General features: G+C 60.7%; 12 protein-coding genes. 8 read left to right on the top strand and 4 right to left on the bottom strand.

Going from position 1 to position 12,549, the window contains the following annotated elements:
* The first annotated feature begins 99 nt into the window (after window positions 1-99).
* The gene (hppD, locus tag BMX59_RS08565; RefSeq protein ID WP_058425843.1) at window positions 100-1,176 is read left to right on the top strand and encodes a 4-hydroxyphenylpyruvate dioxygenase; all 1,077 of its coding nucleotides are present in this window, start codon (window positions 100-102) and stop codon (window positions 1,174-1,176) included.
* Between the two features lie 57 nt (window positions 1,177-1,233).
* Here hppD and rarD read toward each other — a convergent pair whose 3' ends face one another.
* The 3 genes from rarD to BMX59_RS08550 form a co-directional block, all read right to left on the bottom strand.
* The gene (gene rarD, locus BMX59_RS08560) at window positions 1,234-2,115 is read right to left on the bottom strand and encodes an EamA family transporter RarD (protein ID WP_093121256.1); all 882 of its coding nucleotides are present in this window, start codon (window positions 2,113-2,115) and stop codon (window positions 1,234-1,236) included.
* A gap of 275 nt (window positions 2,116-2,390) precedes the next feature.
* Window positions 2,391-3,401: an aldo/keto reductase gene (locus tag BMX59_RS08555; RefSeq protein ID WP_092243695.1), complete on the bottom strand. Its 1,011-nt coding sequence runs from the start codon at window positions 3,399-3,401 to the stop codon at window positions 2,391-2,393.
* 81 nt (window positions 3,402-3,482) lie between these two features.
* Window positions 3,483-4,385 carry a LysR family transcriptional regulator gene (locus BMX59_RS08550; RefSeq protein WP_092243692.1) on the bottom strand — a complete coding sequence of 301 codons (903 nt, stop codon included), beginning with the start codon at window positions 4,383-4,385 and terminating at the stop codon, window positions 3,483-3,485.
* 100 nt (window positions 4,386-4,485) lie between these two features.
* On the opposite strand from BMX59_RS08550, the gene BMX59_RS08545 reads away from it, so the two are divergent.
* Window positions 4,486-5,190 (top strand): SDR family oxidoreductase, encoded by a 705-nt coding sequence (locus BMX59_RS08545; protein ID WP_093121027.1) that lies wholly within the window; start codon window positions 4,486-4,488, stop codon window positions 5,188-5,190.
* Window positions 5,191-5,294: 104 nt separating this feature from the next.
* On the top strand, window positions 5,295-5,465 hold the full coding sequence (locus tag BMX59_RS30430; RefSeq protein WP_175486666.1) for a hypothetical protein: 171 nt from the start codon (window positions 5,295-5,297) through the stop codon (window positions 5,463-5,465).
* 10 nt (window positions 5,466-5,475) lie between these two features.
* Here the strand turns inward: BMX59_RS30430 and BMX59_RS08535 are convergent, their stop codons facing one another.
* A complete protein-coding gene (locus tag BMX59_RS08535) occupies window positions 5,476-6,786 on the bottom strand; it encodes an MFS transporter (protein WP_092243682.1) in 1,311 nt (436 codons plus the stop codon).
* A gap of 160 nt (window positions 6,787-6,946) precedes the next feature.
* On the opposite strand from BMX59_RS08535, the gene BMX59_RS08530 reads away from it, so the two are divergent.
* From BMX59_RS08530 to BMX59_RS08510, 5 genes are all read left to right on the top strand, one after another.
* Window positions 6,947-8,053, top strand: a complete 1,107-nt coding sequence (locus tag BMX59_RS08530; protein WP_092243680.1) for a sugar diacid recognition domain-containing protein — start codon at window positions 6,947-6,949, stop codon at window positions 8,051-8,053.
* Between the two features lie 91 nt (window positions 8,054-8,144).
* A complete protein-coding gene (locus BMX59_RS08525) occupies window positions 8,145-9,284 on the top strand; it encodes a glycerate kinase (RefSeq protein ID WP_093121025.1) in 1,140 nt (379 codons plus the stop codon).
* 102 nt (window positions 9,285-9,386) lie between these two features.
* Window positions 9,387-10,664 (top strand): AAA family ATPase, encoded by a 1,278-nt coding sequence (locus tag BMX59_RS08520; protein WP_092243674.1) that lies wholly within the window; start codon window positions 9,387-9,389, stop codon window positions 10,662-10,664.
* Window positions 10,661-11,383 (top strand): HNH endonuclease, encoded by a 723-nt coding sequence (locus tag BMX59_RS30065; RefSeq protein ID WP_139212854.1) that lies wholly within the window; start codon window positions 10,661-10,663, stop codon window positions 11,381-11,383. The genes BMX59_RS08520 and BMX59_RS30065 overlap by 4 nt, the downstream gene beginning before the upstream one ends.
* Window positions 11,384-11,445: 62 nt before the next feature.
* The gene (locus tag BMX59_RS08510; protein WP_093121023.1) at window positions 11,446-12,510 is read left to right on the top strand and encodes a DUF1176 domain-containing protein; all 1,065 of its coding nucleotides are present in this window, start codon (window positions 11,446-11,448) and stop codon (window positions 12,508-12,510) included.
* The last annotated feature ends 39 nt before the right edge of the window (window positions 12,511-12,549 follow it).

Below are 12,549 nucleotides of genomic sequence, written 5' to 3'. Positions count from 1 at the left end.
GCCCGCAGTGTGCGAGGTCTTTCCTGTGCGCCGCCCGTGCTCCCCATCCTTGCTGGCAATTGAAACCTTCAAAACACAAGAATGATGAGGCGCCAAATCATGGCAGATCTATACGAAAACCCAATGGGCCTGATGGGCTTTGAATTCATCGAATTCGCGTCGCCGACGCCAGGCACCCTGGAGCCGATCTTCGAGATCATGGGCTTCACCAAGGTCGCGACCCACCGTTCCAAGAACGTGCACCTGTATCGCCAGGGCGAGATCAACCTGATCCTCAACAACGAACCCAACAGCATCGCTTCCTACTTCGCTGCCGAACACGGCCCGTCGGTGTGCGGCATGGCGTTCCGCGTCAAGGACTCGCAAAAAGCCTACAACCGCGCGCTGGAACTGGGCGCCCAGCCGATCCACATCGAAACCGGCCCGATGGAGCTGAACCTGCCAGCCATCAAGGGTATCGGCGGCGCGCCGCTGTACCTGATCGACCGTTTCGGCGAAGGCAGCTCGATCTACGACATCGACTTCGTCTACCTCGAAGGCGTGGAGCGCAACCCGGTGGGTGCGGGACTGAAGGTCATCGACCATCTGACCCACAACGTGTATCGCGGCCGCATGGTTTACTGGGCGAACTTCTACGAGAAGCTGTTCAACTTCCGTGAAGCGCGTTACTTCGATATCAAGGGCGAGTACACCGGCCTGACGTCCAAGGCCATGAGCGCGCCGGATGGCATGATCCGCATCCCGCTGAACGAAGAGTCGTCCAAGGGCGCCGGCCAGATCGAAGAGTTCCTGATGCAGTTCAACGGCGAGGGCATCCAGCACGTGGCGTTCCTCACCGACGACCTGGTCAAGACCTGGGACGCGTTGAAGAAGATCGGCATGCGCTTTATGACAGCGCCGCCGGACACCTACTACGAAATGCTCGAAGGCCGCTTGCCGAACCATGGCGAGCCGGTGGATCAACTGCAGGCACGCGGCATTCTGCTGGACGGTTCCTCGGTTGAAGGCGACAAGCGCCTGCTGCTGCAGATCTTCTCGGAAACCTTGATGGGGCCGGTGTTCTTCGAGTTCATCCAGCGCAAGGGCGATGATGGGTTTGGCGAGGGTAACTTCAAGGCGCTGTTCGAGTCGATCGAACGCGACCAGGTGCGTCGTGGGGTGTTGACCACCGACTAACGCACACGAAAAAGCCCGGCCATGGGTAACCTGGCCGGGCTTTTTGCTGTCTGCCGATCAGGCTTTACGCTGGCGTACCAAGTGCTTGAACCCTTCAAACACCAGCACCATCACCGCCAGCCAGATCGGGATGTAGGTCAACCATTCGCTGCCCTTGATCCCTTCACCCAGGATCAACGCCACTCCCAGCAGTAGCACTGGCTCAACGTAGCTGAGCAGCCCGAACAGGCTGAACGCCAGCAGGCGGCTGGCGATGATGTAGCTCACCAGTGCTGACGCGCTGATCAGGCCCAGCGTCGGAATCAGCGCGTATAGCTTGGGGTGCGCATCCAGCACCGCAAAGCCTTGCTCGCCGCTTTGCACAAACCACCAGGCCACCGGCAGCATCAACGCCATGTCCAGCCAGAGCCCACCCAAATGGTCGGTCTTGAGGTACTTGCGCACGATGAAATAGACCGGGTAGCCGATGATCACCACCAGCGTGGCCCAGGAAAAACCACCGGCCTGGTACAGCTCGTTGAGCACCCCAAGGCCGGCGAAACAGACGGCGATCTGTTGTAAGTACGACAGCTGTTCGCCCCACACCAGGCGGCCGGTCAGGACCATGGTCAGCGGCAACAGGAAGTATCCCACCGACACATCCAGGCTGCGTCCATTCAGCGGTGCCCACATGAATAACCACAACTGCACGCCCAGCAAAGCCGAAGACACCAGCACGCCCGCGATCAAGGCAGGTCGGGCCGCCAACATCCGCAGCAGCTCCCACACCCGTCGCCATTCGCCGCTGACGATCATGAACACCGTCATGCACGGCACGGTGAGCAACATGCGCCAGCCGAAAATTTCCAGGCCGCTCAAAGGCGTGAGCAGTGACGTGAAGTAATACATCACGGCAAACAACACCGAGGCCAAGACCGATAACACGACACCTTTAGACACGCTGTCCTCGCGAAAAACCATTGATACGAAAAGAGGGGAAATTTCAGGAGGGGATTATGGTGCTTTTAGCAGGAGAGGGGTGCGCTGTTTTGGGGCGTTTTTCAGCAAATTTTCGCGTTAGTCCGCTGCGGGGGCGGGCTAACTGTGGCGAGCGGGCTTGTCCCGCGTTGGGTTGCGTAGCAGCCCCAAAAAAACTGGGAGCGCTGCGCACTCCAACGCGGGGCAAGCCCGCTCGCCACAATACTGTGTTCTGCTCAGTAACAGGGCTACCGGGCTTAAGCTCGCGCCACGCGCCCCGACACAAAATGCCCGACGTCATTGAACCCTGGCGTCGACGAATGCCCCGGCGTCACCAGCGAATCGATGAACGCTTCATCCTCGATCGTGATCTTCACGTCCAACGCCCCGAGGTAGGCATCCCATTGCGCTTCGGTGCGCGGCCCGACAATCGCCGAGCTCACCGCCGAATTGTTCAATACCCAGGCAATCGCAAACTCCACGATCCCCACACCACGCCCTTGGGTGTACTGCTGGATCTGCTGGGCGATGCGCAGCGATTCCACGCGCCATTCGGTTTCCAGGATGCGCTTGTCCTGGCGCGCCGCACGGCTGCCGGCCTCGGGGGTGACGTCCGGCGCGTATTTGCCACTGAGCACGCCACGGGCCAATGGGCTGTAAGGCACCACACCCAGGCCATAGGCGGCTGCGGCAGTGAGCTGCTCGACTTCGGCCTGGCGGTTGACGATGTTGTACAGCGGCTGGCTGATGATCGGCTTGTCGACACCCAGGCGTTCGGCCACGCGAATCACCTCGGCAATGCGCCAGCCGCGATAGTTCGACAGGCCCCAATAGCGGATCTTGCCCTGGCGGATCAGGTCGCCGATCGCCGATACCGTCACTTCCAGCGGGGTGTTGTGGTCTTCGCGGTGCAGGTAGTAGATGTCCAGGTAATCGGTATCGAGCCGGGTCAGGCTGGCTTCCAGTGCATTGAAAATACGTTTGCGGCTCAAGCCGCTGCGGTTGGGCAAACCGTCCACCGGGCCGATGCCAACCTTGGACGCCACCACCCAGTCCTGGCGATTGCGCACGATGGCTTCGCCGACGATTTCCTCGGAACGTCCGCCGGTGTAGACGTCCGCCGTGTCGATAAAATTGATGCCCTGGTCCCAGGCCTTGTCGATGATGCGCAGCGAGTCCTCGGTGTTGGTCTGTTCGCCAAACATCATGGTGCCCAGGGTCAAGGCGCTGACCTTCAACCCGGACTGGCCCAATGTGCGGTAAATCATGGAAAACTCCTCAAGGCAGGGAAACGTGCCCAATGCAATACCAGACTCGGCCGCTCTGGGACAAGCCCTGCACGCGTTTCTTCATGGACTCAGCAGCACCTGACAACGCTGCTGCAGGAAACGGTGCAGCACCTTCACCCGTTCCGACACCTGCAGCCGGTGCGGGCACATCAGGTTGAAGGGCGTCGGTTCGCCCTGCCAGTCAGGCAGCAACGGCACCAGCCGACCGGCCTTGATGTCCTGGGCAATATCCAGGTTGGCCTTGTAGGCGATGCCGTGACCGGCCAATGCCCAGCGCCGCACGATTTCGCCGTCATCGCTCAAGTAGTCCCCCGACACTTCGACCTCCTGCAACACCGCGCCCTGGCGGAAATACCAGGTATTGTTGGCACGGCCCCGACGCATGTAGCGCAGCGTGTTGTGTTGTGCCAGGTCGGCCGGAGTCCGGGGCGTGCCGTGACGCGCCAGGTAATCCGGGCTGGCGCAGGGGATGCGGTGGTGGTCGGGCACCACTGGCAGTGCCACTAGGCTGGAGTCCCGGGGGACACCAAAGCGCAGGGCAATGTCCACGGTGTCGCGGAACAGGTCGGCATTGCTGTCGTTGAGCAGCAATTGCAGGCGGATATTCGGGTGTTCGAGCTTGAACGCATCCAGCCAGCCCAGCAGCACATTGCGCCCGAAGTCCGAGGGCGCCGCCAGTTGCAGCAAACCGCTGAGGCTCTGGCCCTGCTGCTTGATCGCCTGTTCGCCCTCGGACAGTGCCTCCAGTGCGACGCGCACGCTCTCCAGGTAGCGCCGACCTTCTTCGGTCAAGCGCATGCTGCGGGTCGAGCGCGCCAGCAGGCGAATGCCCAGGCGGGTTTCCAGGCGCTTGAGGGCGATACTGGCGGCGGCCGGGGTCAAGCCGAGCCCGCGGGCGGCGGCAGACAGGCTGCCGGTGTCGGCGGTGCGCACGAAGACTTCAAGGTCGAGGGTTGAGCTCATTTGTAAAAATCCTTTAAAGATCTTGTCGTTTTACCGGGATTTTTCGTCGATTGCCAAGCTGGGAAGATGAACCCTCACTTTCTCAATCAGGAATTTCCCCATGACTTCTTCCCTCAACGGCAAAACCGTCATCGTGATTGGCGGCAGCAGCGGAATCGGCGCAGCCGTGGCCAAGGCCGCGGCTGCGCGCGGGGCGCAGGTGGTGTTGGCCGGGCGGCGCTTGGTCAGCGGCGTGGTAAACGGCCTGCGCAGCGAACCGGTGGACGTCACCGATGCAGGGTCTTTGCAACAATTGTTCGAACGCGTGGGGCGGTTCGACCACCTGGTCTACACCTCAGGGCCAACCGTGCGTGCCAAGACCTTGATCGAAACCGATCTGACCGAGGCTCAGGACAACTTCAACGTGAAACTCTGGGGCTCATTACGGGCGATCCAACTGGCGCTGCCATTCCTGGATAAGCACGGCAGCATCAGCCTGACCTCTGGGCAACTGGGACGTAAATTGGCGCCGGGCCAGTTCATCAAGACTGGGATCAACGCGGCGACCGAAGCTCTGGGCAAACAGTTGGCCAAAGAACTGGCCCCGCGTCGGGTCAATGTGATCAGCCCAGGCGTGATTGATACGCCAGCGTATGGGGGGTTGTCTGAAGAACAACGTCTGGCGATGTTCGCCAAGGTGGGAGAGGGGGTGCCGGTAGGGCGAGTGGGACAGGCTGAAGAAGTAGCAAAGGTCTATGTGTTGGCGATGGAGAATGGGTTTATGACCGGTGCTGTGATCGATATCGACGGCGGCGGTACGCTGTAGCTTGTTGAGAAAGGTGATTGAACGAAATTGTCCGGCAGACCACATAGCCCATGAGGGCTGCTCGAGCCGAGCAGCCCTTCACGTTCATTTTCTGGAGAGAGCCCATGTCAACAGTGAATCACCCTACACCGTTCCCAGGGGCCAACGCCCTCATCGAGTCGATTATCGGCACGATTCAAGGCCGGCAACCCACCGAACAAAGACCACTGACGGATGACCAGAAGCGAGTGCTGGAGGGGAAACCCATAGCAACCGATTTGAAAATCACCTATTGACGCAGGCCGCTTAGCCCTTAAGGGTACGCGTCATCCGCAACGCCAACACGCTGCCGGCGACAATCACCGCCGCCAGCAGGTACAGCGCCACATCCGTGGACCCGGTGGCATCCTTCACAAAACCCACGATATACGGGCTGAGGAAGCCGGCCATCTGGCCCATGGAATTGATCAACGCCAGGCCGCCTGCCGCCGCGCCCGCACTGAGCATGGCGGTGGGCACCGGCCAGAACATTGGCAGGCCGGTGAGGGCACCCATGGTGGCGATGGTCAGGCCAAGGATCGCAATCGCCGGCGTGGTGGCGAAGTTCACCGCGATTACCAGGCCGATTGCGCCCATCAGCATCGGCACCACCAAGTGCCAGCGACGCTCCTTGCGCAAGTCGGCGGAACGGCCCACCAGCAGCATGAATACCGCCGCCAGGAGGTAGGGGATAGCACTGAGCCAGCCGATCACCAGGTTATCGCTGAACCCCAGGTTCTTGATGATCGACGGCAGCCAGAAGTTGATGGCGTACACGCCGCTCTGGATGCAGAAGTAGATCAGGCCGAACGCCCAGATCGCCGGGTTCTTGAACACTTCGGCCAGCGAATCGGTGGTGGTTTTCGGCTTATTGGCCAGGTCAGTCGCCTGGTCGGCTTCCAGCACCGCGCGTTCGTGGGGCTTGAGCCACTTGGCGTTGGCGAAACTGTCGCTGAGCAGGAAGTAGGCAAGGGCGCCCAGAATCACGGTCGGGATGCCTTGCAGCAGGAACATCCACTGCCAGCCTGCAAGGCCACCCTGGCCGGCAGCGAAGTGGTTGAGGATCCAGCCGGAGAACGGGCTGCCGAGCAAACCGGACACCGGAATGGCCGACATGAACAACGCCATGATCCGCCCACGGCGGAACGTCGGGAACCACTGCGAGAGGTACAGCACCACACCGGGGAAGAAGCCCGCTTCAGCGGCACCGGTGAACAGGCGCAGGGTGTAGAAGTGCGTCGGTGTGGTGACGAACAGCAGGCAGGTGGACAGCGTGCCCCAGACGATCATCATCAACGCAATCCAGCGGCGCGGACCGAACCTGGTCAACGCCAGGTTGCTCGGCACCCCGCACAGCACGTAGCCGATAAAGAAGATCCCGGCCCCGAGGCCGTACACGGTTTCGCTGAATTTCAACGCGTCGAGCATCTGCAGCTTGGCAAAGCCGACGTTTACCCGGTCCAGGTAGTTGAACAGATAGCAGATGAAAATGAAGGGGATCAGGCGCAGGGTAATGCGCTTGTAGATGGCGTTTTTATCGTCATCGGTGGCCAGTGTGGCTGCGGCGCTCTGTGACATGGGAGTCTCTCTTTATTATGATTTTTCGCGATGCGAGGGTAACGTTGATCGCCTGAAGAGTCTCGGCCCTCTGGCGGGCCGCTGTCTTTGTGCTTGCGCACAGCGAACCCTGCTTTGCGCTGTGCCGATGAACAATCATCCTTTCAAGGAACTTAGCCGCATGTTCGAGCTGGATCATGACCTGGCGCAGGATATCGTCGATCGGACCATGGCGATCCTGCCTCACAACGTCAATGTCATGGACAGCCAGGGCCTGATTCTCGGCAGCGGCGAACCCGAGCGTATCAATACCCGCCATGAGGGCGCGCAACTGGTGCTCGCCAATGGCCGAGTGGTGGAAATCGACGGCCAGACCGCCAAGCACCTCAAGGGCGTGCAGCCGGGTATCAACCTGCCGCTGCTGCACGACGGCCGCCTGATCGGCGTGCTGGGCATCACCGGCGAACCGGAAGGCCTGCGTACCTACGCCGAACTGGTGCGCATGACCGCCGAAATGCTGGTGAGCCATCGCCACCAGCAGGCCGAACAACAATGGCGGCGCCAGCGTTGCGATGACCTGCTGGCCCTGCTGCTGGCGGAAACCGGCGACTCGCCACGCCTGGTGGACGAAGCCCAGCAACTGGGGCTCAAGCCGCAGATGGCGCGCACCCCTTATCTGTTTGAACTCGGCGCGGGGCAATCGGCAGAGGCGTTGGGTAGCTGGCTGACCTCGCGTTATCCGGACAGCTGGTGTGTCAGCTCGGCGCAGTATTCATTGTTGTGGTGCCGGCCAGCCGCGGTGCCGGTCGACAACCCGCGCCTGCTGGAAAAACTCGACGGCCTCGGCTGGCATGTCCTGCGTGTCGCCGTGGGCGGGCAAGCGGATGGGCTGGCGGGGCTGCGTCGCTGCTATCGGCGTGTCGGTGATTTACTCGCCTACGGTCGCGATGTGTTGCCGCAGTCACGCTTGCTGACGCTCAACCGCTATCGCCTGCCGGTAATGCTCTGGCGCCATCGCAACGACGACGCCCTCGACGAACTGCTCAATCCGCTGCGCAAAGTGCTGGCCAAGGACGGCAATGGCCAACTACTGGCCACGCTGCGCAGCTGGTGCGAACACGACGGGCAAAGCCAGGCCTGCGCCGACGCCCTGGGTATTCACCGCAACAGCCTGCGTTACCGCATGGAGCGGATTGCCGAACTCAGTGGCGTCGACCCGTTGACCCTGGACGGCATGCTCGCCCTCTACCTGGGCGTACAGCTGTTGCCCCAGGCTTTGTCGGAATGAACAACAAAGCACCGCCACACTTGTGCATTGGACCGGCGTCAGCAGCCGTGCCAACTGGCAGCATGGGGGTTATAAAAACCGGAGAAAGCCCATGAAAATCATCATCGCCCCCGACTCGTTCAAGGACAGCCTCAGTGCCGAAGGCGTCGCCCAGGCTATTGCCGACGGGCTGGCACAGGTGTGGCCCGATGCCGAGTTGGTCCAATGCCCAATGGCGGACGGTGGTGAAGGCACAGTGGATGCGGTGCTCGCGGCGTGCAACGGCCAATTGCGCCACCACGTCGTGCGTGGCCCGCTTGACAGCGCAGTTGAAGCACACTGGGGCTGGTTGGCCGACAGCCACACCGCGATCATCGAAATGGCCGAGGCCAGCGGCCTGCAGTTGGTGCCGCCGGGCCAGCGCGACGCATGCACCACCACCACCCATGGCACTGGCGAACTGATCCGTGCGGCACTGGATGCCGGCGCTGAGCGCATCATCCTGGCGATTGGCGGCAGTGCCACCAACGATGGCGGTGCCGGCGCGATGCAGGCGCTCGGTGTGCAGCTGTTCGACGCCGACGACCAACCGCTGCCACCCGGTGGCCTGGCCCTGGCGCGCCTGGCGCGGATCAGCCTGGAACACCTCGACCCACGCCTGGCGCAGGTACGCTTTGAAATCGCCGCGGACGTGAACAATCCGCTGTGCGGCCCCCACGGCGCCTCGGCGATTTTCGGCCCGCAAAAAGGCGCGAATCCCGAGCAAGTCCAACAACTCGACGCCGCCCTTGGCCGCTTCGCCGATCACTGCGCCAACGTGCTATCCAAGGATGTACGCGATGAACCCGGCAGCGGCGCCGCAGGTGGCTTGGGCTTTGCGGCCAAGGCCTTTCTCGGTGCGCAGTTCCGCGCTGGCGTAGAGGTAGTGGCCGAACTGGTCGGCCTGGACGCCGCCGTACGCGGCGCCGACCTGGTGATCACCGGCGAAGGCCGTTTCGACGCCCAGACCCTGCGCGGCAAAACCCCGTTCGGCGTGGCGCGCATCGCCCGGCAGCACAAGGTGCCCGTTATCGTGATCGCCGGCACCTTGGGCGATGGCTACGAGCAGATGTATGCCCATGGCGTGGATGCGGCATTTGCCTTGCCCTCAGGACCGATGACTTTGGAACAGGCCTGCGCTGAGGCGCCGCGTTTGTTGCGCGAGCGCGCGGCGGCTATTGCACGGGTGTGGCGCGTAGCAACGGAGTGCTGATAGCGGCCACCGTCAGCGTCGTGACAGATCAGTCGATAATTACTATGATCCGTGCTTACTTTGAGGACTGGCTGACCCGGCCAGGCACGTTGGAAGCCGATCATGCAGATCAAGCGTTTTACCCTTGTCAATTTCCGCGGTATCGAGAAGATGGAGCTCGATTTCGAGGGTAGGCAGACTGTCGCTTTAGTGGGCGTCAATGGGGTGGGCAAGTCTTCGATTCTGGATGCGTTGGCTATTACGCTTTCGAATTTGACATGCCGGATCATTGATCAAGCTTCGAAATCCAGAGCCATTTCCAAAGACGACATCACAGTTGGCAAAGACTACTCGCGCCTGGCGGTTGTAGTCTCATTGGCTAATGAGGAGGTCGACTGGGCTATCGCGTTGAACCGACGCTCCGGTAAGGGTAAGCATCCTAAAGAGCAAAGTAGTGACTTGGTGCGTTTGAACAGGGCTATTGCTCCTGTTGAAACCAGTGCATTCAATTACGAGTTGATCGGCGGCGAGCCTGTCGAATTGCCGTTAGCTGTTTATTACGACGTCCATAGAGCTGTTCTGGATGTGCCGTTACGAGTCAGGGAGCGTTTGATCAATGCAATCGCTGAAGGCTATGACGATGCACTTGGCCACGGAGGTGCGGACTTCAAGAGATTTTTCATTTGGTTCCGCAATCAGGAAGATCTCGAAAATGAACGCAGCCGCGACTTGCCCGGGTATCGAGACTCGGAGCTTTCGGCAGTTCGTGATGCGATCGAAACGTTCACTGGTTTCAAGGACGTTAGGATTCGCCGTAAGCCAACCCTGAGAATGACTGTTCTTAAAGAAAACCTTGAATTCAACGTTTTACAGCTTTCTGATGGCGAGAAATGTCTGTTAGCGATGGTCGGGGATCTGGCGCGCAGGCTTACGTTACTCAACCGAGAAGTGCTTGAACCGCTTAAAGGAAAGGGGGTCGTGCTTATTGATGAGCTAGACCTGCACCTTCATCCAGGCTGGCAACGTACTGTCGTTGAAAAGCTTGAGCGCACGTTTCCCAATTGCCAGTTCATCATTACCACCCATTCTCCGCAAATCCTGGGTGAGCTGCCTGCCGGGGCCGTGATGCTTTTGAAAGACGGTCAATATCTGGGCCACCCAGAGCGCTCGCTGGGCCTTCGCAGTGGCGAAGTCATTGAAGAGCTGATGGGGGGCGTTGCCCAGAACAAACATGTCAGTCATCAACTCAGAAAAATCTACCGCGATCTCGACGATGACAATCTCGAATCGGCCCAAGCCCAACTAACGCAATTACGCGAGAGCGTCGGGAAAATACCTGATGTGCTCGAAGCCCAAGCCAATATCGACTCTCTGAGGTCAATCGAAGAGGGCGAAGCGTGAGGTCGATCAGAAAAGGCGCTGAACCACGAGCATTGATTGAGTGGCGAAGGGTAAATCGCGACACCCCCCACAACCTTTTCTACGGCAAGGGAAGCACCTTCCCAAGTGAAGCAGTGCGCCAGGCGCTCCTGAAGGAACAGTTTCATTTATGCGCCTATACCTTGCGACGGCTGCCGACAGCCGTTGAGTGTCAGGCTCGAGATCATGGCACGCAGTTCAGTTGCCATATCGAGCACATCATTCCACAAAAGCACCAACAGGCTGACAGCAACATTGCTTACAAAAACTTAGTCGCCTGCTATCCGTCCAGTCAAAGCAAAGTCGCTTGCGGCTACGGCGCGGTGGAAAAGGCCGATTACAACACGGTGACAAAGCCGTTTGTTTCACCGCTGACAGCCAATATCGAGCGGCAGTTTCGATACTCCCGTGATGGTTATGTAGAGGGCCTGACTCCCGAGGCGATTGCCACGGTCGAAGTGCTCAAACTCAACCATCCAACGCTGGTCAATGATCGGGCTGCCGTCATCAAAGGCCGTTTGAAACCACGCGGCACGCCTATTTCTGCCGCAACCGCTCGGCGTCTGGCCGATGACGTCGTAAAACCAGACGCTCAACATTGCCTGCCTGAGTACTGCCTGGCCCTCAAGCAGCAAGCCGAGCGTCACGCGCAAAACCTGGAAAAACGCGCAGCCCGAGTTCGTGGTCAAGCCAGACCCTGACAGCTACCGCCACAAACCCCGAACATGGGACAATCCGCGCCTTTTCGACACGGAGAGTCCCCATGCTGCGCCCCGCCTTCCTGGTCCTGTTACTCACTGGCGCCACCCCCCCGGTCTTCGCCCAACCACCCTCCGAAACCGTACCGCTGCTGCGTGAGATCAAGCAGTGGGTGGTCGGTTGCGACAACCTGCGCAATTGTCATGCCCTCAGCGCGCCCAGCGGCGTGGATGAAGAGGACTACAGCTCGTTGACGTTGCACATCTGGCATCAGGCCGACCCGCAAGGGTATCCGCGTTTGCGCTTCGATCATCGAGGTCAGGACGTTGACCTTTCCACTTTGACGCTGGACGGCCAGCCCCTGGGCCTGGAGCTGACGCGGGAATTGCACGTTGAGCTGGATGACCAGGGCGGTGATCCCGAGGTGCAGTCGTATGGGGTGATTGATGGCGCAGGGACGCGGCGCTGGTTGCAGCGTCTGCGCAATGGCCAGCGCCTGCAGTTGCCAGGCGAGGGCGCCGCGCACGTATCGCTGAGCGGGTTGAGTGCTTCGCTGCTGTTGATGGATGCAGTACAGGGACGCGTGGACAACGTGACGGCCCTGGCTCGACCTGGCAAGGGCGCGCCCAGCGAGGTGCCACCACGGGCGCCAACGCCGATATTGCGCAAGTTTACGCCAGCGCCGCCGTTGACCGCGCAGGAGCAGGCCGGGTTGGTGGCGGCTGCATTGCAGGCCGTCACGCCGGAAGAGGGTGAAGCCGAGGCAAAAGCCGGTGCCCTGACGGCACGCCAGGCAATGACCGTGACACGTTATGACTGTGCGGCCTACAACTGCGAGTTCAATGTCAGCAGCCGTGAGCGGCAGGCGCCCTACACCGAAACGCTGATGGACCTGCAGCCGCTGCCTCTGGAAGACGCCGCGCTGCAAGGCTCGGTCGGCTATGACGAGGCTTCCGGCACACTGAGTTACTTCTACAAGCAGCGTGGCATCGGTGATTGCGGCGGCGGGGCCTCCTGGGTGTTCGACGGCAAGCGCTTCCAGCTCAGCGAGTTCCACCGGATGCCGCGTTGCACCGGGGTCGGTTACGGTGACTGGCCGTCGCTGTGGTCAACCGTGCCAGCCCCCTAGCCATCGGCTCAATGTCGCCCCTACACTGGCCGGCCACGT

It is taken from the genome of Pseudomonas sp. NFR09 (assembly GCF_900111535.1).
In the GTDB taxonomy this organism is placed as follows: domain Bacteria; phylum Pseudomonadota; class Gammaproteobacteria; order Pseudomonadales; family Pseudomonadaceae; genus Aquipseudomonas; species Aquipseudomonas extremorientalis.
The sequence above is the reverse complement of the archived record's forward strand: the minus strand, read 5'-3'. Positions and strand labels throughout refer to the sequence as shown.